Source organism: Pseudomonas sp. GW823-FHT02C02, from assembly GCF_058797635.1.
Window position 1 is genome coordinate 198,884 of the sequence record NZ_JBXAJV010000010.1, and the last position, 20,630, is coordinate 219,513.

The 20,630-nt window shown below is 59.1% G+C and carries 23 protein-coding genes; 22 read left to right on the top strand and 1 reads right to left on the bottom strand.

Annotated elements, in window-relative coordinates:
• Positions 1-41 precede the first annotated feature (41 nt).
• The 6 genes from queA to AC1ROI_RS19455 all read left to right on the top strand — a co-directional run bounded on the left by queA (position 42) and on the right by AC1ROI_RS19455 (position 6,125).
• Positions 42-1,091, top strand: a complete 1,050-nt coding sequence (gene queA, locus AC1ROI_RS19430; RefSeq protein WP_008025479.1) for a tRNA preQ1(34) S-adenosylmethionine ribosyltransferase-isomerase QueA — start codon at positions 42-44, stop codon at positions 1,089-1,091.
• Between the two features lie 14 nt (positions 1,092-1,105).
• Positions 1,106-2,221 (top strand): tRNA guanosine(34) transglycosylase Tgt, encoded by a 1,116-nt coding sequence (gene tgt, locus AC1ROI_RS19435; RefSeq protein ID WP_010457900.1) that lies wholly within the window; start codon positions 1,106-1,108, stop codon positions 2,219-2,221.
• A gap of 43 nt (positions 2,222-2,264) precedes the next feature.
• On the top strand, positions 2,265-2,600 hold the full coding sequence (gene yajC, locus AC1ROI_RS19440; RefSeq protein ID WP_007982729.1) for a preprotein translocase subunit YajC: 336 nt from the start codon (positions 2,265-2,267) through the stop codon (positions 2,598-2,600).
• 63 nt (positions 2,601-2,663) lie between these two features.
• Positions 2,664-4,532 carry a protein translocase subunit SecD gene (gene secD, locus AC1ROI_RS19445; protein WP_102593567.1) on the top strand — a complete coding sequence of 623 codons (1,869 nt, stop codon included), beginning with the start codon at positions 2,664-2,666 and terminating at the stop codon, positions 4,530-4,532.
• 9 nt (positions 4,533-4,541) lie between these two features.
• A complete protein-coding gene (gene secF, locus AC1ROI_RS19450; RefSeq protein ID WP_010457895.1) occupies positions 4,542-5,456 on the top strand; it encodes a protein translocase subunit SecF in 915 nt (304 codons plus the stop codon).
• 120 nt (positions 5,457-5,576) lie between these two features.
• Complete coding sequence (locus AC1ROI_RS19455; protein ID WP_010457893.1) at positions 5,577-6,125, top strand: glycine zipper 2TM domain-containing protein; 549 nt, start codon at positions 5,577-5,579, stop codon at positions 6,123-6,125.
• Positions 6,126-6,377: 252 nt separating this feature from the next.
• Here the strand turns inward: AC1ROI_RS19455 and suhB are convergent, their stop codons facing one another.
• Positions 6,378-7,196 (bottom strand): type III secretion system regulator SuhB, encoded by an 819-nt coding sequence (suhB, locus tag AC1ROI_RS19460; protein WP_008053258.1) that lies wholly within the window; start codon positions 7,194-7,196, stop codon positions 6,378-6,380.
• Between the two features lie 145 nt (positions 7,197-7,341).
• On the opposite strand from suhB, the gene trmJ reads away from it, so the two are divergent.
• The 16 genes from trmJ to hisS all read left to right on the top strand — a co-directional run bounded on the left by trmJ (position 7,342) and on the right by hisS (position 20,624).
• Positions 7,342-8,112, top strand: coding sequence for a tRNA (cytosine(32)/uridine(32)-2'-O)-methyltransferase TrmJ (trmJ, locus tag AC1ROI_RS19465; RefSeq protein WP_010457884.1), 771 nt, complete (start codon positions 7,342-7,344; stop codon positions 8,110-8,112).
• Positions 8,113-8,114: 2 nt separating this feature from the next.
• Positions 8,115-8,891, top strand: coding sequence for a serine O-acetyltransferase (gene cysE / locus AC1ROI_RS19470; protein WP_010457882.1), 777 nt, complete (start codon positions 8,115-8,117; stop codon positions 8,889-8,891).
• 225 nt (positions 8,892-9,116) lie between these two features.
• Positions 9,117-9,608, top strand: coding sequence for a Fe-S cluster assembly transcriptional regulator IscR (gene iscR / locus AC1ROI_RS19475; protein ID WP_007903581.1), 492 nt, complete (start codon positions 9,117-9,119; stop codon positions 9,606-9,608).
• A 50-nt stretch (positions 9,609-9,658) separates the two neighbouring features.
• The gene (locus AC1ROI_RS19480) at positions 9,659-10,873 is read left to right on the top strand and encodes an IscS subfamily cysteine desulfurase (RefSeq protein ID WP_102593568.1); all 1,215 of its coding nucleotides are present in this window, start codon (positions 9,659-9,661) and stop codon (positions 10,871-10,873) included.
• An 84-nt stretch (positions 10,874-10,957) separates the two neighbouring features.
• A complete protein-coding gene (gene iscU / locus AC1ROI_RS19485) occupies positions 10,958-11,344 on the top strand; it encodes a Fe-S cluster assembly scaffold IscU (RefSeq protein WP_003443374.1) in 387 nt (128 codons plus the stop codon).
• Between the two features lie 28 nt (positions 11,345-11,372).
• On the top strand, positions 11,373-11,696 hold the full coding sequence (gene iscA / locus AC1ROI_RS19490) for an iron-sulfur cluster assembly protein IscA (RefSeq protein ID WP_007903589.1): 324 nt from the start codon (positions 11,373-11,375) through the stop codon (positions 11,694-11,696).
• 8 nt (positions 11,697-11,704) lie between these two features.
• A complete protein-coding gene (gene hscB, locus AC1ROI_RS19495; protein WP_010457866.1) occupies positions 11,705-12,226 on the top strand; it encodes a co-chaperone HscB in 522 nt (173 codons plus the stop codon).
• A 51-nt stretch (positions 12,227-12,277) separates the two neighbouring features.
• A complete protein-coding gene (gene hscA, locus AC1ROI_RS19500; protein WP_083375808.1) occupies positions 12,278-14,140 on the top strand; it encodes a Fe-S protein assembly chaperone HscA in 1,863 nt (620 codons plus the stop codon).
• 2 nt (positions 14,141-14,142) lie between these two features.
• Positions 14,143-14,484: an ISC system 2Fe-2S type ferredoxin gene (gene fdx / locus AC1ROI_RS19505; RefSeq protein ID WP_102593569.1), complete on the top strand. Its 342-nt coding sequence runs from the start codon at positions 14,143-14,145 to the stop codon at positions 14,482-14,484.
• 14 nt (positions 14,485-14,498) lie between these two features.
• Positions 14,499-14,699 (top strand): Fe-S cluster assembly protein IscX, encoded by a 201-nt coding sequence (gene iscX, locus AC1ROI_RS19510; RefSeq protein WP_010457861.1) that lies wholly within the window; start codon positions 14,499-14,501, stop codon positions 14,697-14,699.
• 92 nt (positions 14,700-14,791) lie between these two features.
• The gene (gene ndk, locus AC1ROI_RS19515) at positions 14,792-15,217 is read left to right on the top strand and encodes a nucleoside-diphosphate kinase (protein WP_010457859.1); all 426 of its coding nucleotides are present in this window, start codon (positions 14,792-14,794) and stop codon (positions 15,215-15,217) included.
• Positions 15,218-15,245: 28 nt separating this feature from the next.
• Positions 15,246-16,388 carry a dual-specificity RNA methyltransferase RlmN gene (gene rlmN / locus AC1ROI_RS19520; protein WP_010457857.1) on the top strand — a complete coding sequence of 381 codons (1,143 nt, stop codon included), beginning with the start codon at positions 15,246-15,248 and terminating at the stop codon, positions 16,386-16,388.
• A gap of 17 nt (positions 16,389-16,405) precedes the next feature.
• The gene (gene pilW, locus AC1ROI_RS19525) at positions 16,406-17,164 is read left to right on the top strand and encodes a type IV pilus biogenesis/stability protein PilW (RefSeq protein ID WP_010457854.1); all 759 of its coding nucleotides are present in this window, start codon (positions 16,406-16,408) and stop codon (positions 17,162-17,164) included.
• A complete protein-coding gene (locus AC1ROI_RS19530; RefSeq protein WP_102593570.1) occupies positions 17,164-18,198 on the top strand; it encodes a RodZ domain-containing protein in 1,035 nt (344 codons plus the stop codon). Before pilW ends, AC1ROI_RS19530 begins: the two co-directional genes overlap by 1 nt.
• Before the next feature lie 3 nt (positions 18,199-18,201).
• The gene (gene ispG / locus AC1ROI_RS19535; protein WP_010457850.1) at positions 18,202-19,311 is read left to right on the top strand and encodes a flavodoxin-dependent (E)-4-hydroxy-3-methylbut-2-enyl-diphosphate synthase; all 1,110 of its coding nucleotides are present in this window, start codon (positions 18,202-18,204) and stop codon (positions 19,309-19,311) included.
• Positions 19,312-19,334: 23 nt separating this feature from the next.
• Complete coding sequence (gene hisS / locus AC1ROI_RS19540; protein ID WP_010457847.1) at positions 19,335-20,624, top strand: histidine--tRNA ligase; 1,290 nt, start codon at positions 19,335-19,337, stop codon at positions 20,622-20,624.
• The last annotated feature ends 6 nt before the right edge of the window (positions 20,625-20,630 follow it).

Sequence of the window (20,630 nt, forward strand, 5' to 3'; positions counted from 1 at the left end):
ATTTCGGCTAGACTTCCGGCCCCTGCTAGACGAACCCCATCATGCGCGTTGCTGACTTTACTTTCGAACTCCCAGATTCGCTGATTGCTCGCCACCCTTTGGCCGAGCGTCGCAACAGTCGCCTGTTGACCCTTGATGGGGTCAGCGGCGCCCTGGCACACCGTCAATTCACCGATTTGCTCGAGCATTTGCGTCCGGGCGATTTGATGGTGTTCAACAATACCCGGGTGATTCCGGCGCGGCTGTTTGGCCAGAAGGCTTCCGGCGGCAAGCTGGAAATTCTGGTGGAGCGGGTGCTCGACAGTCATCGTGTGCTGGCCCATGTGCGGTCCAGCAAGTCGCCGAAGCCGGGTTCGAAGATCCTGATCGATGGCGGTGGCGAGGCCGAGATGCTGGCGCGGCACGATGCGTTGTTCGAGCTGGGGTTTGCCGAAGAGGTGTTGCCGCTGCTCGACCGCGTCGGGCACATGCCGCTGCCTCCTTATATAGACCGCCCGGATGAAGGCTCGGACCGTGAGCGTTATCAGACGGTGTACGCCGAGCGCCTGGGCGCGGTGGCGGCGCCGACGGCGGGGCTGCATTTCGATCAGCCGCTGATGGAGGCGATTGCCGCCAAGGGCGTCGAGACCGCGTTCGTGACCTTGCACGTCGGCGCGGGCACGTTCCAGCCGGTGCGCGTCGAGAAGATCGAAGATCACCACATGCACAGCGAATGGCTGGAAGTCGGCCAGGACGTGGTGGATGCCGTCGCTGCATGCCGCGCTCGCGGTGGTCGTGTGGTGGCGGTGGGGACCACCAGCGTGCGCTCCCTGGAAAGCGCCGCGCGCGATGGTGTGCTCAAGCCGTTCAGTGGTGACACCGATATCTTTATCTACCCGGGCCGGCCGTTTCATGTGGTCGACGCCCTGGTCACCAACTTTCATTTGCCCGAATCCACGCTGTTGATGCTGGTTTCGGCGTTCGCCGGTTATCCCGAAGCGATGGCCGCTTATAAAGCGGCTGTCGAGCATGAATACCGCTTTTTCAGCTACGGTGATGCGATGTTTATCACCCGTAACCCCGCACCACGTGGCCCTGAGGACAAAGAATGAGTCGCCAAAGTCGTATGTCGTTTGAGTTGCTTGCTACCGACGGCAAGGCTCGTCGCGGTCGTTTGACCTTCCCGCGCGGTACCGTCGAGACCCCGGCGTTCATGCCGGTGGGCACGTATGGCACCGTCAAGGGCATGCTGCCGCGGGATATCGTCGCGACCGGCGCGGAGATCATTCTGGGCAACACCTTCCACTTGTGGCTGCGTCCTGGCACCGAAGTGATCAAGAAGCACGGCGACCTGCACGATTTCATGCAGTGGAAAGGCCCGATTCTGACCGACTCCGGCGGTTTCCAGGTGTTCAGCCTCGGCGCGATGCGCAAGATCAAAGAGGAGGGCGTGACCTTCGCTTCTCCGGTCGACGGCGCCAAAGTGTTCATGGGCCCGGAAGAGTCGATGCAGGTTCAGCGTGACCTGGGCTCGGACATCGTGATGATTTTCGACGAATGCACCCCGTACCCGGCTGACGAAGACGTCGCACGGATTTCCATGGAGCTGTCGTTGCGTTGGGCCAAGCGTTCGAAAGAAGCCCATGGCGACAACACGGCGGCGCTGTTCGGCATCGTTCAGGGCGGCATGCACCAGGATCTGCGCATGCGCTCCCTGGAAGGCCTCGACAAGATCGGCTTCGATGGTCTGGCCATTGGCGGTCTGTCGGTGGGCGAGCCCAAGCACGAGATGATCAAGGTGCTGGATTACCTGCCGGGGCAAATGCCGGCTGACAAACCTCGTTACCTTATGGGCGTTGGCAAACCGGAAGATCTGGTTGAGGGTGTGCGCCGCGGTGTGGACATGTTCGATTGCGTGATGCCAACCCGTAATGCCCGCAATGGGCATCTGTTCATTGATACAGGCGTGCTGAAGATCCGTAACGCGTTCCATCGCCATGATGATTCGCCGCTCGATCCGACCTGCGATTGCTATACCTGCCAGAACTTCTCCCGCGCTTATCTGCATCACCTGGACAAGTGCGGCGAAATGCTGGGGAGCATGCTCAATACCATCCATAACTTGCGTCATTATCAAGTGCTTATGGCTGGTTTGCGCGAGGCTATTCAACAGGGTACATTGGCCGCCTTTGTCGATGCCTTCTACGCCAAACGCGGGCTTCCTGTTCCGCCTTTGGACTGAGTTTTCTGACCCCAAGATTCAACATTTGCAACTGGAGTGCTAAATGAGCTTTTTTATCTCTAATGCCATGGCTGACGCTGCTGCACCTGCTGCAGGCCCAATGGGTGGCGGCTTTGAGTGGATTTTCCTGGTCGGTTTCCTGGTCATCTTCTACCTGATGATCTGGCGTCCACAGGCCAAGCGCGCCAAAGAGCAGAAGAACCTGCTGAGCAGCCTGCAGAAAGGCGACGAAGTTGTGACGACCGGCGGCATCGCCGGCAAGATCACTAAAGTGGCTGATGATTTCGTGGTTCTGGAAGTTTCCGACACCGTCGAAATGAAGTTCCAGAAAGGCGCCATTGCCGCCACGCTGCCAAAAGGCACGCTAAAAGCGATCTAAGTTTCAACTTCTACTCAATCGACGGGGCGCGCAAGGCGCCCCGCGTCATAAGCGGGCGGCGTGATGCTGAACAAATACCCTCTGTGGAAATACATTCTGATCCTGGCGGTGCTGGCGGTCGGTCTGATTTATTCCGCTCCCAATTTATATCCTGATGACCCGGCCATTCAGGTCAGCGGTGCAAGCACTGCGCTGCAAGTCACTCAGGCTGATCTGGATCGTGTGAGCGTTGCGCTCAAGGAATCCGGGATCAACGTCAAGGCAGCCACGCTGGCGGCCAATGGCAAGGGCGGTCTGATTCGTCTGACCAAGGCTGAAGACCAGCTGCCGGCCAAAGACGTCGTGCGCAAGGCGCTGGGTGATGACTACGTCGTCGCGCTGAACCTGGCACAAACCACCCCGCAATGGCTGCGCAACCTGGGCGCGCACCCGATGAAGCTGGGTCTGGACTTGTCCGGTGGTGTGCACTTCCTGCTGGAAGTGGACATGGACAAAGCCCTCGACGCACGCTTGAAAGTGTACGAAGGCGATGTAAAGAGCCTGTTGCGTAAAGAGAAACTGCGCTATCGCAGCCTGCCGCAACTCAACGGTGCCATTCAGCTGGGCTTCGCTGATGAAGCTTCCCGCGAACAGGCCCGCGCACTGATCCGCAAGAACTTCAACGATTTCGACATTGTTCCGGCCGACCTCAATGGTCAGGCGGTGCTGCGTCTGGCGATGACCCCGGCCAAGCTGGCGGAAATCCGCGAATACTCCATCAAGCAGAACTTGACCACGGTACGTAACCGCGTCAACGAGCTGGGTGTTGCCGAACCGATCGTTCAACGTCAGGGCGCCAACCGCATCGTGGTTGAGCTGCCGGGCGTGCAGGACACCGCAGAAGCCAAGCGTATCCTCGGCAAGACGGCCAACCTTGAGTTCCGTCTGGCGGCTGAGCCGGGCGCTTCGAAAGCCACTTCCGAAAGCTTCGAGTTCCGTGAAGGCAATCGTCCACCGGCACAGATCGAGCGTGGCCTGATCATCACCGGTGACCAGGTGACTGACGCCAAGGCTGGCTTCGGCGAGCACGGTACGCCAGAAGTGAACATCCGTCTGGATGGCCACGGTGGCGAGCTGATGAGTCGTGCGACTCGCAGCAACGTCGGTCGCAGCATGGCGGTGATCTTCATCGAACAGCGCCCGGTCACCACGTACACCAAGCAAATGGTCAACGGCGTCGAGAAAGACGTTGCGGTCCAGACGTTTAAAGAAGAGAAGAAGATCATCAGCCTGGCGACCATCCAGTCGCCGCTGGGTGCTCAATTCCGCATCACTGGCCTGAACGGTCAGGGCGAGTCGTCCGAACTGGCGCTGCTGTTGCGTGCCGGTGGTCTGGCTGCACCGATGTACTTCGCTGAAGAGCGCACCATTGGCCCGAGCCTGGGTGCCGACAACATCACCAAAGGTATCGATGCATCGCTGTGGGGCATGCTGTTCGTCTCGCTGTTCATCATCGCCATCTACCGCTTCTTCGGCATCATCGCCACCGTCGCACTGTCGGTGAACATGGTGCTGCTGCTGGCCTTGATGTCGCTGCTGGGTGCAACGCTGACCCTGCCGGGTATCGCCGGTATCGTATTGACCATGGGTATGGCGGTCGACGCCAACGTTCTGATCTTCTCGCGGATTCGTGAAGAGATTGCGGCGGGCATGACCGTGCAACGGGCAATCAACGAAGGCTTCGGCCGGGCATTTACTGCGATTCTCGACGCCAACCTGACAACGTTGCTGGTCGGCGGGATTCTCTTTGCGATGGGCACAGGTCCAGTCAAAGGCTTCGCAGTGACCATGTCCCTCGGGATCTTTACCTCGATGTTCACGGCCATCATGGTGACCCGCGCGATGGTCAACCTGATCTTCGGCGGTCGTGACTTCAAGAAGTTGTGGATTTAAGGGGCTGCCATGTTACGTACAATCAACTTCATGGGCGTTCGCAACGTTGCGTTCGGCGTCACATTGTTCCTTACCGTGCTGGCTTTGTTCAGCGTCGCCACCAAGGGCATGAACTGGGGCCTGGACTTCACCGGCGGTACGCTCATCGAGCTGACCTACGAGCGTCCGGCCGATGTCACCAAGGTGCGTGAGCAGCTGGTCACTTCGGGTTATCACGAGGCAATCGTGCAGAGCTTCGGTGCGACTACCGATTTGCTCGTGCGTATGCCGGGTGAAGACCCGCAGCTGGGCCATCAAGTGGCAGAAGCGCTGCTGAAAGTCGGTGGCGACAACCCGGCGACGGTCAAACGCGTCGAGTTCGTCGGTCCGCAGGTGGGTGAAGAACTGCGCGACCAGGGCGGCCTCGGCATGCTGATGGCGCTGGGCGGTATCCTGATCTACCTGGCTTTCCGCTTTCAGTGGAAGTTCGCGGTCGGTGCCATCGTTTCGCTGATCCACGACGTGATCGTGACCATCGGTATCCTGTCGTTCTTCCAGATCACCTTCGATCTGACGGTGCTGGCGGCGGTACTGGCGATCATTGGTTACTCGCTCAACGACACCATCGTGGTATTCGACCGGGTTCGTGAGAACTTCCGTGTACTGCGCAAGGCCAGCCTGATCGAGAACATCAACATCTCGACCACGCAAACCCTGCTGCGCACCATGGCGACGTCGATCTCCACCTTGCTGGCGATCGCGGCCCTGCTGTTCTTCGGTGGCGACAACCTGTTCGGCTTCTCCATTGCCCTGTTTATCGGTGTTCTGGCGGGTACTTACTCGTCGATCTACATCGCGAACGTGGTGCTGATCTGGCTGAACCTGAGCAGCGAGGACCTGATTCCTCCTGCGGCCACTGACAAGGAAGTCGACGACCGTCCATAACGGCCATCGCTCCTCCAGCTGTCAGCCCAAAAAGGCGCGAGTTGAACTCGCGCCTTTTTTTATGCTCCAAGGCTGGGAGAAGCGCGGGCTTTGCCCGCATGTGATGGTCAGGAGGTTCATGTGAACAAGTCGTTGCTGGTTGGTGCGGTATTGGGTGCTGTCGGTGTAACAGCCGGGGGTGCTGTTGCCACCTACAGCCTGGTTAAAAGCGGCCCTGAGTATGCGCAAGTGCTAGCCGTTGAACCGGTCAAGACACAAATCAAGACGCCACGTGAAGTGTGCAAGGATGTAGCAGTAACCCGGCAAGCGCCGGTGAAAGATCAACACCAGATCGCCGGTACGGTGGTCGGTGCATTAGCCGGTGGTTTGCTGGGTAACCAGATCGGCGGCGGCACCGGCAAGAAAATTGCCACGGTCGCAGGCGCTGTCGGTGGTGGTTATGCGGGCAACAAGGTTCAGGAAGGCATGCAAGAGCGTGACACCTACACCACGACTCAGACTCGCTGTAACACGGTGAATGACATCAGCGACAAGGTTGTAGGCTACGACGTTCGTTATTCGCTGGATGGCAAGGAAGGCAAGGTGCGGATGGATCGTGATCCGGGTAACCAGATTCCGGTCGACAAGGAAGGCAAGCTGGTCCTGTCGCAGAACGAACAGGCTCACTAAAAAACTGCAATTCAGATTCAAAAAGAAGCACCCGGATGGGTGCTTTTTTTTGTGCCCACGATTTAAGCGACACAGCAAATCCCCTGTAGGAGTGAGCCTGCTCGCGATTGCAATCTATCAGTCAAAACAGGCGGAGACTGATACATCGCTATCGCGAGCAGGCTCACTCCTACATGGGGTCCGTGGTGCTGCAGGTAAAAATCCCGGGCATAAAAAAAGCACCCCGAAGGGTGCTTTTTTGGGGGCGTTCGCTTAGCGTTTCAGCGAGGCCGGCAGGTGCGGCTGGATCGCCGTCAATACCGCCTTGAAGCACTTGGTGTTGCCTGCAACGACATGGCCTTTCTCAAGGAAGTCGTGGCCACCGGTGAAGTCGCTCACCAAGCCGCCGGCTTCCTGGATCAGCAGGGCGCCTGCCGCCATGTCCCACTCGGACAGGCCCGACTCCCAGAAGGCGTCAAAACGACCGGCAGCCACGTAGGCCAGGTCCAGGCTCGCCGAACCTGCGCGGCGGATGCCGGCGGTCTGGCCCACCAGGGCGCGGAACATGCCCAGGTAGTTGTCGAGGTTGTCCATCTGGTCGTCACGGAACGGGAAGCCGGTACCCAGCAGGGCGCCGTCCAGGCTGGTGCGACCGCTGACGCGCAGGCGACGACCGTTCAGTTGAGCGCCGCGACCACGGCTGGCGGTGAATTCTTCCTGGCGAACCGGGTCCAGAACAACAGCGTGTTCTAGGCGACCGCGGTATTTGCAGGCGATGCTGACAGCGAAGTGAGGAATGCCGCGCAGGAAGTTGGTGGTGCCGTCCAGCGGATCGATGATCCACAGGTATTCTTCGCCTTCGATCCCGGTGCCGGCGTGCATGCCGGTTTCTTCACCCAGGATCGAGTGATTCGGGTAGGCCTTGCGCAGCGCGTCGATGATTTTCTGTTCGGCGGCGCGATCCACCTCGGATACATAATCCTTGGCGTCTTTTTCGTCGACCTTGATGGTATCCAGGCGCTCGATGGAGCGGAAGATCAATTCACTGGCGCTGCGGGCGGCGCGCAGCGCGATATTCAGCATGGGCTGCATGGATGTGTCACCTAAGGTTGTTAAAGAAAGCCGGGCATTCTATCAGAACTTTTCTACAGGTGAAGGTTGGTGTTCGCTTTCATAGCTTAACGGTAGGATCAACTGTAAGATTCTGCTCCCAAATTTGTGTTCGAGAACGCCTCCCGTGCTGCATAACATTCGTGTCGTCCTGGTCAATACCAGCCACCCCGGCAACATCGGCGGGGCTGCGCGTGCCATGAAGAACATGGGCCTGTCGCGGCTGGTGCTGGTCGAACCGCGGTTGTTCCCGCATCACGAGGCCGATGCCCGTGCTTCCGGCGCCGGGGACATCCTTGAAAACGCGCAAGTCGTCGCCACCTTGGAAGATGCCTTGGTCGGCTGCAATCTGGTGCTTGGCACCAGCGCCCGTGACCGTCGCATCCCCTGGCCGTTGCTCGATCCCCGCGAATGCGGTGTGAAGGTGGTCGAGGAAGCGGCATCGGGTGCCGAGATTGCCTTGGTCTTTGGTCGTGAAGATTCCGGCCTGACCAATGAAGAGCTGCAGCGATGTCATTATCACGTGCACATCCCATCAGACCCTGAGTTCAGTTCGCTGAACCTTGGGGCAGCGGTGCAGGTGTTGAGTTATGAAGTGCGCATGTCCTGGCTCGCGGCCCAAGGCCAGCCGAGCAAGGTCGAGAAGGATGAGGTGGCGTCCACCAAAAGTGGTGAGCTGGCGACCATGGATGAGCTGGAGCGATTCTATGAGCACCTGGAGCAAACCCTGGTGGCCATCGAATTCCTCGATCCGGAAAAACCACGGCACTTGATGGCGCGCCTGCGCCGGTTGTACGGTCGCAGCTCGGTCAGCCGGGCGGAAATGAATATATTGCGTGGCATCCTCACGGAAACCCAGAAAGCGGCCCGTGGCGAGCTTCTAAAGCGGAAGGATTAAAAATGTTCGAGCGTTTGCGTGAAGATATCCAGAGTGTTTTCCATCGTGACCCGGCAGCGCGCAACGCCTTTGAAGTCCTGACCTGCTACCCCGGCATGCACGCCATCTGGATCCATCGCCTGTCATCGGCCCTGTGGGGTATGGGTTGGAAGTGGCTGGCGCGGGTTGTCTCTAACTTCGGTCGCTGGCTGACCGGGATCGAGATTCATCCCGGCGCCAAGGTCGGTCGTCGCTTCTTTATTGACCATGGCATGGGCATCGTCATTGGCGAGACCGCCGAGATCGGCAACGATGTCACCCTTTATCAGGGCGTGACGTTGGGTGGCACCAGCTGGAACAAGGGCAAGCGTCACCCGACGCTGGAAGATGGCGTGGTGGTCGGGGCGGGCGCCAAGGTGCTCGGTCCGTTCACGGTGGGCGCGGGTGCCAAGGTCGGTTCCAACGCCGTGGTGACCAAGGCGGTTCCGGCCGGGGCCACGGTGGTCGGGATTCCGGGGCGGATCATCGTCAAGTCCGATGAAGAGCAGGACGCCAAGCGCAAGGCCATGGCCGAGAAGATCGGTTTCGATGCCTACGGTGTTGGCGAAGACATGCCTGACCCGGTGGCGCGGGCTATTAACCAATTGCTCGATCACCTGCAGGCAGTCGATGGCCGTCTGGAGGGGATGTGCGGAGCGTTGAAGGACCTGGGCAGTAATTACTGTGCGAAAGATCTGCCTGAGCTGCGCGAAGAAGACTTTGCCTGTGTGAAGGACAAGGATCAGAGCCAGGCCAGTTAAACCGCGCCGACCCCTTCGCGGGCAAGCCTTGGCGCGACCCCTGTAGGAGCGAGGCTTGCCCGCGAAGAACGATATCGCGGTACTGCTGGCTGTACGCGGCCAGCCTTTGCTATGATGCGCGCGCTCTTTTGCGGGTAATCCTGACTAAAGTACTAGGTCTTATAGTTGACTTAAATACTCGGGAATTGCATACTCGCCCCATTCCGAACTCCGTGGTAATTGTCCATGCGACTGACTACAAAAGGCCGATACGCCGTAACCGCCATGCTCGACCTGGCGTTGCACGCGCAGCACGGGCCGGTGTCCCTGGCCGATATCTCCGAGCGCCAAGGCATCTCCCTGTCCTACCTCGAACAGCTTTTCGCCAAATTGCGCCGCAGCAATCTGGTCTCCAGCGTTCGTGGCCCGGGCGGTGGCTACCAACTGTCCCGCGACATGCAGGGCATCCAGGTCGCCCAGGTGATCGATGCGGTGAACGAATCGGTCGATGCAACCAAATGCCAGGGCCAGGGTGATTGCCATCAAGGCGACACCTGCCTGACCCACCACTTGTGGTGCGATCTGAGCCTGCAGATTCACGAATTTCTGAGCGGTATCAGCTTGGCTGACCTTGTAACTCGCCGTGAGGTGCAAGAAGTAGCCCAGCGTCAGGACCAGCGCCGTTGCAACAGCAAGGCGCCACGCCTGGACAAGATTGAAGCGTCCGCCGTCGAATGACAGCCAGAGAGCAAAGCGGTACGCCAGCCAGCCTGATTAGGAGATAGTCCATGAAATTGCCGATTTACCTTGATTACTCTGCGACCACCCCGGTTGATCCGCGTGTTGCGCAAAAGATGAGTGAGTGCCTGCTGGTCGACGGAAACTTCGGTAACCCGGCGTCCCGTTCCCACGTGTTCGGCTGGAAAGCTGAAGAGTCCGTCGAAAACGCTCGTCGTCAGGTCGCTGACCTGGTTAACGCCGACCCGCGTGAAATCGTCTGGACCTCCGGTGCCACCGAGTCCGACAACCTGGCAATCAAGGGTGCGGCGCATTTCTATGCGACCAAAGGCAAACACCTGATCACCACCAAGATTGAGCACAAGGCTGTCCTCGACACCATGCGCCAACTGGAGCGTGAAGGTTTCGAAGTGACCTACCTCGAGCCTCAGACTGACGGCCTGGTTACGCCAGCGATGATCGAAGCCGCCCTGCGCGACGACACCATCCTGGTCTCGGTCATGCACGTGAACAACGAAATCGGCACCATCAACGACATCGCAGCCATCGGCGAACTGACCCGCTCCAAGGGAATTCTGTTCCACGTCGACGCCGCTCAGTCCACTGGCAAGGTCGAAATTGACTTGCAGAAGCTGAAAGTCGACCTGATGTCGTTCTCTGCCCACAAAACCTACGGCCCTAAAGGCATCGGCGCGCTGTACGTCAGCCGCAAGCCGCGTGTTCGCATCGAAGCGACCATGCACGGCGGCGGTCACGAGCGTGGCATGCGTTCCGGCACCCTGGCGACCCACCAGATCGTCGGCATGGGTGAAGCGTTCCGCGTAGCCAAAGAAGACATGGCGGCCGAGAACATCCGTATCAAAACCCTGAGCGACCGTTTCTTCAAGCAGGTCGAAGGCCTGGAAGAGCTGTACATCAACGGCAGCATGACCGCCCGCGTACCGCACAACCTGAACCTGAGCTTCAACTACGTTGAAGGCGAGTCGCTGATCATGGCGCTCAAGGATCTGGCGGTTTCGTCCGGTTCGGCCTGCACCTCGGCATCGCTTGAGCCTTCGTATGTACTGCGCGCCCTGGGCCGCAACGACGAACTGGCCCATAGCTCGATCCGTTTCACCTTCGGCCGTTTCACCACCGAAGAAGAAATCGACTACGCCGCGCAGAAAGTCTGCGAGGCCGTTACCAAGCTGCGCACCCTGTCGCCGCTGTGGGACATGTACAAAGACGGTGTCGACATTTCGAAAATCGAGTGGGCGGCACACTGATTTCAAGTCGCCGCAAACCGGCCCTGCAAAACCAAGGTTTTCAGGGCTCAAGAGCGACTCTCTGATGAGTGAGGATTAAGAATCATGGCTTACAGCGAAAAGGTCATCGACCACTACGAAAACCCGCGCAACGTCGGCAAGATGGACGCGGAAGACCCTGATGTCGGCACCGGCATGGTCGGCGCTCCGGCGTGCGGCGATGTGATGCGCCTGCAGATCAAGGTCAACGAGCAAGGCATCATCGAAGACGCCAAGTTCAAGACCTATGGTTGCGGTTCGGCGATCGCCTCCAGCTCCCTGGCGACCGAGTGGATGAAAGGCAAGACTCTGGATGAAGCGGAGACCATCAAGAACACTCAGCTGGCCGAAGAACTGGCACTGCCGCCGGTAAAAATTCACTGCTCCGTACTCGCTGAAGACGCTATCAAAGCGGCCGTTCGCGACTACAAGCAGAAGAAAGGCTTGATCTAAGCATTAAGCGACGAGTAAGGAGTCAACGATGGCTATCAGCATGACAGAAGCGGCTGCTCAACACGTGCGACGCTCCCTTAACGGGCGCGGCAAAGGTGAGGGGATTCGCCTGGGTGTTCGCACCACAGGCTGTTCCGGCCTTGCCTACGTGCTGGAGTTTGTCGACGAGGTGGTTGCAGAGGATCAGGTGTTCGAAAGTCACGGCGAGAAAGTGATCATCGACCCGAAAAGCCTTGCCTACCTGGACGGCACCGAACTCGATTTCGTCAAGGAAGGGTTGAACGAAGGCTTCAAGTTCAACAACCCCAACGTGCGCGGTGAATGTGGCTGCGGCGAAAGCTTCAACATCTGAGGCTGCTCGTGGGTACTCCTTGTCATTTCGCTTTATTTGAACTGCAGCCGAGCTTCCGTCTGGATCTCGATCAGTTGGCCACGCGCTATCGTGAGTTGGCGCGCGGTGTTCATCCGGACCGCTTTGCAGACGCTTCCGAGCGCGAGCAGCGGCTGGCGCTGGAGCAATCCGCGAGCCTCAACGAGGCCTATCAGACGCTCAAAAGTCCCCCAAAGCGCGCGCGATACCTGCTCGCTTTGAATGGAGGCGAGCTGCCGCTGGAGGTCACGGTGCATGATCCGGAATTCCTTCTGCAGCAGATGGAATTGCGTGAAGAGCTCGAAGACCTGCAAGACAGCGCCGACCTGGCGGGTGTTGCAGTGTTCAAGCGCCGCCTGAAGACGGCTCAGGATGAACTGAACGAAAGCTTCGCAGCCTGTTGGGATGATGCAGCGCAACGTGAGCAGGCCGAACGCCTGATGCGGCGTATGCAGTTCCTCGACAAGCTCACCTACGAAGTGCGCCAGTTAGAAGAGCGCCTCGACGATTAACCCAGTGCCGCTCCGGTCGCACGCCTGATATACAGATAAGTCCTGATAACGATGGCCCTACTGCAGATCGCCGAACCCGGCCAAAGTCCTCAACCGCACCAGCGTCGTCTGGCTGTGGGGATCGACTTGGGCACTACCAATTCGCTGGTCGCTGCGTTGCGCAGTGGTCTTTCCGAGCCTCTGGCCGACGCCGAAGGGCAGGTCATCCTGCCGTCCGCCGTGCGCTACCACGCCGATCGCGTCGAAGTCGGCGAGTCCGCCAAGCTGGCGGCCGCTACCGATCCTTTGAACACCGTGCTGTCGGTCAAGCGCTTGATGGGTCGTGGTCTGTCCGACGTCAAGCAATTGGGCGACCAACTGCCGTACCGCTTTGTCGGTGGCGAGTCGCACATGCCGTTCATCGACACGATTCAGGGGCCGAAAAGCCCGGTCGAAGTCTCCGCCGATATCCTCAAGGTGCTGCGTCAGCGTGCTGAAGCGGCATTGGGCGGCGAGTTGGTGGGCGCGGTGATCACCGTTCCGGCCTATTTCGATGATGCTCAGCGTCAAGCGACCAAGGATGCGGCCAAGCTGGCCGGTCTGAACGTGCTGCGTTTGCTCAATGAACCGACCGCAGCCGCTGTGGCTTACGGTCTGGATCAGCATGCCGAAGGCCTGGTCGCGATTTACGACCTGGGTGGCGGTACGTTTGATATTTCGATCCTGCGCCTGACGGGCGGTGTATTCGAAGTCCTCGCTACCGGTGGCGATAGCGCCTTGGGTGGCGATGACTTTGACCACGCCATCGCTGGCTGGATCATCGAGAGCGCCGGCTTGTCCGCCGACCTCGACCCGGGTGCTCAGCGCCATCTGCTGCAAACCGCTTGTGCGGCCAAAGAAGCCCTGACCAATGCCTCGACGGTTGAAGTCGCTTACGGCGACTGGAAAGCGCAACTGACCCGCGAAGCCTTCGATGCGCTGATCGAGCCAATGGTCGCCCGCAGCCTGAAAGCCTGCCGCCGCGCGGTGCGTGATTCCGGCATCGAGCTGGACGAAGTGCACGCTGTGGTCATGGTCGGCGGCTCGACGCGCGTGCCTCGCGTTCGTGAAGCCGTCGCTGAAGCCTTTGGTCGCCAGCCGCTGACTGAAATCGATCCGGATCAAGTGGTGGCCATTGGGGCTGCGATCCAGGCCGATACGTTGGCTGGCAACAAGCGCGATGGCGGCGAATTGCTCTTGCTCGACGTCATTCCGTTGTCCCTGGGGCTGGAAACCATGGGCGGCCTGATGGAGAAGGTGATTCCACGCAACACCACCATCCCCGTTGCCCGCGCCCAGGACTTCACGACTTACAAAGACGGCCAGTCGGCCATGGCGATTCACGTGCTGCAAGGCGAGCGTGAGCTGATCAGCGACTGCCGTTCCCTGGCACGCTTCGAATTGCGCGGCATTCCGGCCATGGTCGCCGGTGCCGCGAAAATCCGCGTGACGTTCCAGGTCGATGCCGACGGTCTGCTCAGTGTCTCCGCTCGCGAGTTGGGTTCAGGCGTCGAGGCCAGCATTCAGGTCAAGCCGTCCTACGGTCTGACCGACGGCGAAATCGCCAAAATGCTCAAGGAATCGTTCCAGCACGCCAACGACGACAAGGTCGCCCGTGTGTTGCGTGAGCAGCAGGTCGACGCCCAGCGCCTGATCGAAGCGGTGCAGGCTGCCCTTGATGTCGACGGCGAGCGCTTGCTCGACGCCGAAGAGCGCATGGTCATCGAGTTGCAGATGCAGGAACTGACCGAACTGATGAAAGGTACCGATGGTTTCGCCATCGAGCAGCAGACCAAGCGTCTGTCGCAAGTGACCGACGCTTTTGCTGCCCGCCGCCTGGACTCAACGGTGAAAGCCGCGCTGGCGGGGCGCAACTTGAATGAGATTGAGGAATAACGATGCCGCAGGTCATTTTTCTGCCACACGAGAAGTTTTGCCCGGACGGCATGGTTGTGGAGGCTGAACCCGGCATCTCCATCCTCGAACTGGCTCACGAACACCATATCGAGATGGAAAGCGCTTGCGGCGGCGTCTGCGCCTGCACCACCTGCCATTGCCTGATTCGCGAGGGCTTTGACTCGCTGGAAGAGGCCGATGAGCTGGAAGAAGACTATCTTGATAAGGCTTGGGGGCTGGAGCCCCAGTCACGCCTGGCCTGTCAGGCAAAAGTCGGGACTGAAGACCTGACCGTCGAAATTCCGAAGTACTCGCTCAACCATGCGGCCGAAGCGCCGCACTGATTCAAGGAAACGTCATGAGTCTGAAATGGGTTGATGTGCTGGAAATCGCGATCCAGCTGGCTGAATCCCGGCCGGAAGTGGATCCGCGTTATGTGAACTTCGTCGATCTGCACAAATGGGTGCTGGCATTGCCGGAGTTCCGTGATGATCCGACCCGCGGTGGCGAGAAGGTACTTGAAGCCATTCAGGCCGCCTGGATCGAAGAAGCAGACTGAGTCTGCGCCGTATGCAGTTAGGCAATACCAAAGAACCCGCGTATAATTCGCGGGTTTAATTTTTCGCAAATTACCGTTTCTGGAGTTACACCATGGCTGTTCAACGTACTTTCTCCATCATCAAGCCTGACGCTGTTGCAAAAAACGTCATCGGCGAGATCACCACTCGTTTCGAAAAAGCCGGCCTGAAGGTTGTAGCTTCGAAAATGAAGCAACTGTCCAAAGCCGAAGCTGAAGGCTTCTACGCTGAGCACAGCGCTCGCGGTTTCTTCGGCGACCTGGTTGCTTTCATGATCTCCGGTCCAGTTGTCGTTCAGGTTCTGGAAGGCGAAAACGCTATCGCTCTGAACCGTGAGCTGATGGGCGCTACCAACCCTAAAGAAGCTGCTGCCGGCACCATCCGTGCTGACTTCGCTGACTCCATCGATGCCAACGCTGTACACGGTTCGGACTCCGAAGCCGCTGCTGCTCGCGAAATCTCGTACTTCTTCGCAGCTACTGAAGTAACCACTCGCTAAGCATTGGCTTATGAGTGAAGGTGAATCCATGACTACATCGACTGTAAAAACCAACCTGCTGGGTCTGACTCAGCTGGAAATGGAAAAATTCTTCGACTCAATCGGGGAGAAGCGTTTCCGTGCCGGTCAGGTAATGAAATGGATTCACCACCTTGGCGTCGATGATTTCGACGCCATGACGAACGTCAGCAAGGCCTTGCGCGACAAGCTCAAGGCTATTGCCGAAGTTCGCGGTCCTGAGGTCGTCAGCGAGGACATCTCCACCGACGGTACCCGTAAATGGGTAGTGCGCGTGGCGTCCGGCAGCTGCGTCGAGACCGTTTACATTCCCCAGGGCAAGCGCGGCACTTTGTGCGTTTCGTCCCAGGCAGGCTGTGCCCTGGATTGCAGTTTCTGCTCCACCGGCAAGCAAGGTTTCAACAGCAACCTCACCGCCGCTGAAGTCATCGGCCAGGTGTGGATTGCCAATAAATCGTTCGGCAGCATCCCGGCGACCGCCGACCGTGCCATCACCAACGTGGTGATGATGGGCATGGGTGAGCCGCTGCTGAACTTCGACAACGTCGTGGCCGCCATGCATCTGATGATGGATGACCTGGGCTACGGGATCTCCAAGCGCCGCGTGACCCTGTCCACTTCGGGCGTGGTGCCGATGATCGATGAGCTGTCCAAGCACATTGACGTCTCCCTGGCGTTGTCGCTGCACGCACCAAACGACGCATTGCGTAACCAATTGGTGCCGATCAACAAGAAGTATCCGCTTAAGATGCTGCTCGAGTCGTGCCAGCGCTACATGTCGTCCCTGGGCGAAAAGCGCGTGCTGACCATCGAGTACACCTTGCTCAAGGACATCAACGACAAGGTTGAACATGCCGTTGAGATGATCGAGTTGCTCAAGAACATCCCGTGCAAGATCAACCTGATTCCGTTTAACCCGTTCCCGCATTCCGGTTACGAGCGCCCAAGCAACAACGCGATTCGCCGTTTCCAGGATCAGCTTCACCATGCCGGCTTCAATGTCACCGTGCGCACCACCCGCGGTGAAGACATCGATGCCGCGTGTGGCCAATTGGTAGGGCAGGTGCTGGATCGCACCCGTCGCAGCGAACGTTATATCGCCGTGCGTGAGTTGAACGCCGAGAACGATATGGCTCAAAACGCTGCGGAATAAATCAAGAGAGGATCTCTATGTCCCTGCGCTTTGCGCTGCTTTTGCTGTTGGCCAGCCTGTGTGCTGGTTGCGTCCTGTCGGGCGATTTCAACCCGATGAAAACCAGCAAAGGTCGCGATGAAGCGCGTGCTGCCTATGTGCAACTGGGCTTGGGGTACCTGCAGCAAGGCATGACCGAACGGGCGAAAGTGCCGTTGAAGAAAGCCTTGGATCTGGATGACTCGGACCCGGATGCCAATGCGGCGCTTGGGTTGGTGTTTCAGGCTGAAATGGAACCTGAACTGGCAGACCAGCACTTTCGCAAGGCGCTGTCTTCCCGCCCCGACGATGCTCGAATCCTGAACAACTACGGCAGCTTTCTTTTCGAAGAAAAACGTTACAAAGAGGCTTACGAGCGCTTTGAACAGGCCGCCGCCGATACCCTGTATCCTGAGCGTTCGCGGGTGTTCGAGAACCTGGGCATGACCGCTTCGAAGCTGGGTCAGCGTGATCTGGCCCAGCAGCAACTGGAAAAAGCCCTGCGTTTGAACCGCCAACAACCGCGTGCATTGCTGGAAATGGCTGAGTTGTCCTTCGAAGACAGGCATTATGTGCCCGCGCGTGACTATTACGATCGTTTTAGCCTGCTCACCGAGCAAAATGCACGTAGTCTATTGCTCGGCGTTCGGCTGGCAAAAGTGTTTGAAGATCGCGACAAGGCCGCCAGTTTTGGCCTGCAACTAAAACGACTCTATCCCGGTACGCCGGAATATCAGCAATACCTGTCGGAGCAATGATGAAAGCGGCGCATCCCGAAGTTGTAGCAGCGAATCGCGTTAACCCCGGTGAGACTTTGCGCCAGGCCCGCGAAAGCAATGGCTGGTCGCTGGCTGAAGTGGCCCTCAAGCTCAACCTCACCGTTAATTCCTTGAGTAATCTGGAAGCCGGCGCTTTCGACAAGCTGCCGGGGCACACCTTTGCTCGCGGTTATATTCGCGCGTATGCCAAATTGTTGGGCATGGACCAGACCGTTCTGGTCCAGCAGTTCGACCAATCCACCGGCACCGACTCCCAGGGCAGCAACGTCCACAGCCTGGGGCGTATCGAAGAACCGGTTCGGGTTTCCCACACTATTTTGCGCATTGTCAGCCTGCTGTTGCTGATCGCAGTGATTGGCGGTGGTTTTGTCTGGTGGCAGGATCAAACCTCCCAGCGCACCAAGGACCTGATCACCCCGAGCCCGGAACACGTCGAAGTCGAAGGTGCTGATGGCACCACCCAGATCCATCCGCTGGACGAGCCGGAAGACCAGGCCGTCGCGGAAAGTCAGGTTGACGGAGCAACCGCGCTGGCGTTGCCGCAAGCCGAGAATTCCACTGAAGCACCGGCCGGGACTGAAGCCACTGCGCCTGCCGCCGCGCCGACTGCGCCCGTTGTCCCAGCGCCTGCTGCACCGGCGCACAGCAGCGCTCCGGTTGTCGCGACTCCCGTAGCGCCGGCTCCGACGGCTCCTGTTGTATCAACTCCGCCTGCAAGCGCTTCGGTGACGCCGACCATCCCCGCTCCAGCACCGGCAGCTCCGGTTGCCGGCCAAGGTCAGGTTCAACTGCAGTTCACCGCCGATTGCTGGACGCAAGTGACCGATGGCACCGGCAAAGTGCTGTTGAGCGGTCTGAAGCGTAAAGGCGAAAGTGTTTCCGTCAGCGGCAAGCCGCCGTTTGCCGTGCGTCTGGGCTTCGCCCGTGGCGCGCAGGTCAGCTACAACGGGCAGGCGGTTGATGTCGCTCCGTTCACCAGTGGCGAGACTGCTCGCCTGAAGTTGGGTCAATAAGTCATGCACGGCGAATCTCCAATCAAACGTCGCGAATCCCGCAAGATCTGGGTCGGTAACGTGCCCGTGGGCGGCGATGCGCCCATCGCTGTTCAGAGCATGACGAACAGCGACACCAATGACGTGGCCGCCACCGTGGCCCAGATCAATCGTCTGGAAGCCGCTGGTGTCGATATCGTGCGGATTTCCGTGCCGGACATGGATGCCGCCGAAGCCTTCGGCAAGATCAAGCAATTGGTCAAGGTGCCGTTGGTTGCCGACATCCACTTCGACTACAAGATTGCGCTGCGCGTCGCCGAACTTGGCGTTGATTGCCTGCGGATCAACCCGGGCAACATCGGTCGTGAAGACCGCGTGCGCGCGGTGGTCGATGCCGCCCGTGATCGCGGGATCCCGATCCGCATCGGCGTCAACGCCGGTTCCCTGGAAAAAGACCTGCAAAAGAAATACGGCGAGCCGACCCCGGCGGCGCTGGTCGAGTCTGCCCTGCGTCACGTCGAGCACCTTGAACGCCTGAATTTCCAGGACTTCAAGGTCAGCGTGAAGGCCTCCGACGTGTTCATGGCCGTCGCCGCCTACCGCCTGCTGGCCAAGGAAATCGTCCAGCCGCTGCACCTGGGCATCACCGAAGCCGGTGGTTTGCGCTCAGGCACGGTGAAATCCGCCGTGGGCCTCGGTATGCTGCTCGCCGAAGGGATTGGCGATACTATTCGCATCTCGTTGGCGGCCGACCCGGTCGAGGAAGTGAAAGTCGGCTACGACATTCTCAAATCCCTGCACCTGCGTTCCCGTGGCATCAACTTCATCGCCTGCCCGAGCTGCTCGCGGCAGAATTTCGATGTGGTCAAAACCATGAACGAGCTGGAAGGGCGCCTCGAAGATCTGCTGGTGCCGCTGGATGTCGCGGTCATCGGTTGCGTGGTCAACGGGCCGGGTGAAGCCAAGGAAGCCCATATCGGCTTGACCGGCGGCACGCCGAACCTGATTTACATCGACGGCAAGCCGTCGCAGAAACTGACGAATGACAATCTGGTGGATGAGCTTGAACGCTTGATCCGCCAGAAAGCGGCCGAAAAGGTCGAAGCCGACGCGGCAGTCATCGCCCGCGGCTGATCGAACGAATTTAAGGATTTATAGTGAGCAAGTCTCTGCAAGCCATACGTGGCATGAACGACATCCTGCCCGAACAGACCCCGCTGTGGCGTCATTTCGAGGGTACCGTCTCGCGTCTGCTGGATAACTACGGTTACAAGCAGATCCGCATGCCGATCGTCGAGTTCACCGAGCTGTTCAAGCGCTCCATTGGTGAAGTGACCGACATCGTCGAAAAAGAGATGTACACCTTCGACGACCGCAACGGCGATTCCCTGACCCTGCGCCCTGAAGGCACGGCGGCCTGCGTGCGTGCTGTGCTCGAGCACGGCATCACCGGCGGTGGTCAGGTGCAGAAACTCTGGTACATCGGCCCGATGTTCCGTCACGAACGTCCTCAAAAAGGCCGTTATCGCCAGTTCCATCAGATCGGTTGCGAGGTCTTCAACCTCGACGGTCCGGACATCGACGCCGAGCTGATCGTGCTGACCTGGCGCCTGTGGGGCGAGCTGGGCATCCGTGATGCGGTCAAGCTTGAGCTCAACAGCCTGGGCACCGCCGAGTCCCGTGCTCGTTATCGCGAAGCGCTGGTCGAGTTCCTCTCGTCCCGCCTGGACAAGCTGGACGAAGACAGCCAGCGCCGTCTGAAAACCAACCCTTTGCGGGTGCTCGATACCAAGAACGCAGACACGCAAGCCGTGCTGGTCGATGCGCCGAAAATGGCCGACTACCTGGACGAAGAGTCCCGTGTGCACTTCGAGGGCCTGAAGGCTCGTCTGGACACCGCCGGCATTCCTTACGTGATCAACCCGAAGCTGGTTCGCGGGCTGGATTACTACAGCAAGACCGTTTTCGAATGGGTCACCGACAAGTTGGGCGCCCAGGGCACCGTGTGTGCCGGTGGTCGTTACGACGGTCTGGTGGAGCAGATGGGTGGCAAGCCAACCCCGGGCGTCGGTTTCGCCATGGGTATCGAGCGCCTGGTGCTGTTGCTTGAAACCCTGGAGCAGATTCCGGAAGAGATCTCCCGTCAGGTCGACGTTTACCTCTGCGCCTTCGGAGAAGCCGCCGAGCTGGCCGGTCTGGCCCTGAGTGAACGTGTACGTGATCAATTGCCCAACCTGCGCCTGCAAGTCAATGCCGGCGCGGGCAGCTTCAAAAGCCAGTTCAAGAAGGCCGACAAGAGCGGCGCGCTGTATGCGCTGATCCTCGGTGACGACGAAATGGCCCAGCAAGTGGTAGGTTTCAAACCCCTGCGTGGCCAGGGCGAACAACAAAGCATTGCCTGGGATGCGCTTGCTGCACACCTGGCCACCTGCGTCGTGCAGGGTTGAAGCTGT

Bases quoted from the DNA above. Each gene is read 5' to 3' on its own strand.
- queA (WP_008025479.1), top strand. From the start codon at position 42: ATGCGCGTTGCTGACTTTACTTTCGAACTCCCAGATTCGCTGATTGCT.
- tgt (WP_010457900.1), top strand. From the start codon at position 1,106: ATGTCGTTTGAGTTGCTTGCTACCGACGGCAAGGCTCGTCGCGGTCGT.
- yajC (WP_007982729.1), top strand. From the start codon at position 2,265: ATGAGCTTTTTTATCTCTAATGCCATGGCTGACGCTGCTGCACCTGCT.
- secD (WP_102593567.1), top strand. From the start codon at position 2,664: ATGCTGAACAAATACCCTCTGTGGAAATACATTCTGATCCTGGCGGTG.
- secF (WP_010457895.1), top strand. From the start codon at position 4,542: ATGTTACGTACAATCAACTTCATGGGCGTTCGCAACGTTGCGTTCGGC.
- suhB (WP_008053258.1), bottom strand. From the start codon at position 7,196: ATGCAGCCCATGCTGAATATCGCGCTGCGCGCCGCCCGCAGCGCCAGT.
- cysE (WP_010457882.1), top strand. From the start codon at position 8,115: ATGTTCGAGCGTTTGCGTGAAGATATCCAGAGTGTTTTCCATCGTGAC.
- iscR (WP_007903581.1), top strand. From the start codon at position 9,117: ATGCGACTGACTACAAAAGGCCGATACGCCGTAACCGCCATGCTCGAC.
- AC1ROI_RS19480 (WP_102593568.1), top strand. From the start codon at position 9,659: ATGAAATTGCCGATTTACCTTGATTACTCTGCGACCACCCCGGTTGAT.
- iscU (WP_003443374.1), top strand. From the start codon at position 10,958: ATGGCTTACAGCGAAAAGGTCATCGACCACTACGAAAACCCGCGCAAC.
- iscA (WP_007903589.1), top strand. From the start codon at position 11,373: ATGGCTATCAGCATGACAGAAGCGGCTGCTCAACACGTGCGACGCTCC.
- hscA (WP_083375808.1), top strand. From the start codon at position 12,278: ATGGCCCTACTGCAGATCGCCGAACCCGGCCAAAGTCCTCAACCGCAC.
- fdx (WP_102593569.1), top strand. From the start codon at position 14,143: ATGCCGCAGGTCATTTTTCTGCCACACGAGAAGTTTTGCCCGGACGGC.
- iscX (WP_010457861.1), top strand. From the start codon at position 14,499: ATGAGTCTGAAATGGGTTGATGTGCTGGAAATCGCGATCCAGCTGGCT.
- ndk (WP_010457859.1), top strand. From the start codon at position 14,792: ATGGCTGTTCAACGTACTTTCTCCATCATCAAGCCTGACGCTGTTGCA.
- rlmN (WP_010457857.1), top strand. From the start codon at position 15,246: ATGACTACATCGACTGTAAAAACCAACCTGCTGGGTCTGACTCAGCTG.
- pilW (WP_010457854.1), top strand. From the start codon at position 16,406: ATGTCCCTGCGCTTTGCGCTGCTTTTGCTGTTGGCCAGCCTGTGTGCT.
- AC1ROI_RS19530 (WP_102593570.1), top strand. From the start codon at position 17,164: ATGAAAGCGGCGCATCCCGAAGTTGTAGCAGCGAATCGCGTTAACCCC.
- ispG (WP_010457850.1), top strand. From the start codon at position 18,202: ATGCACGGCGAATCTCCAATCAAACGTCGCGAATCCCGCAAGATCTGG.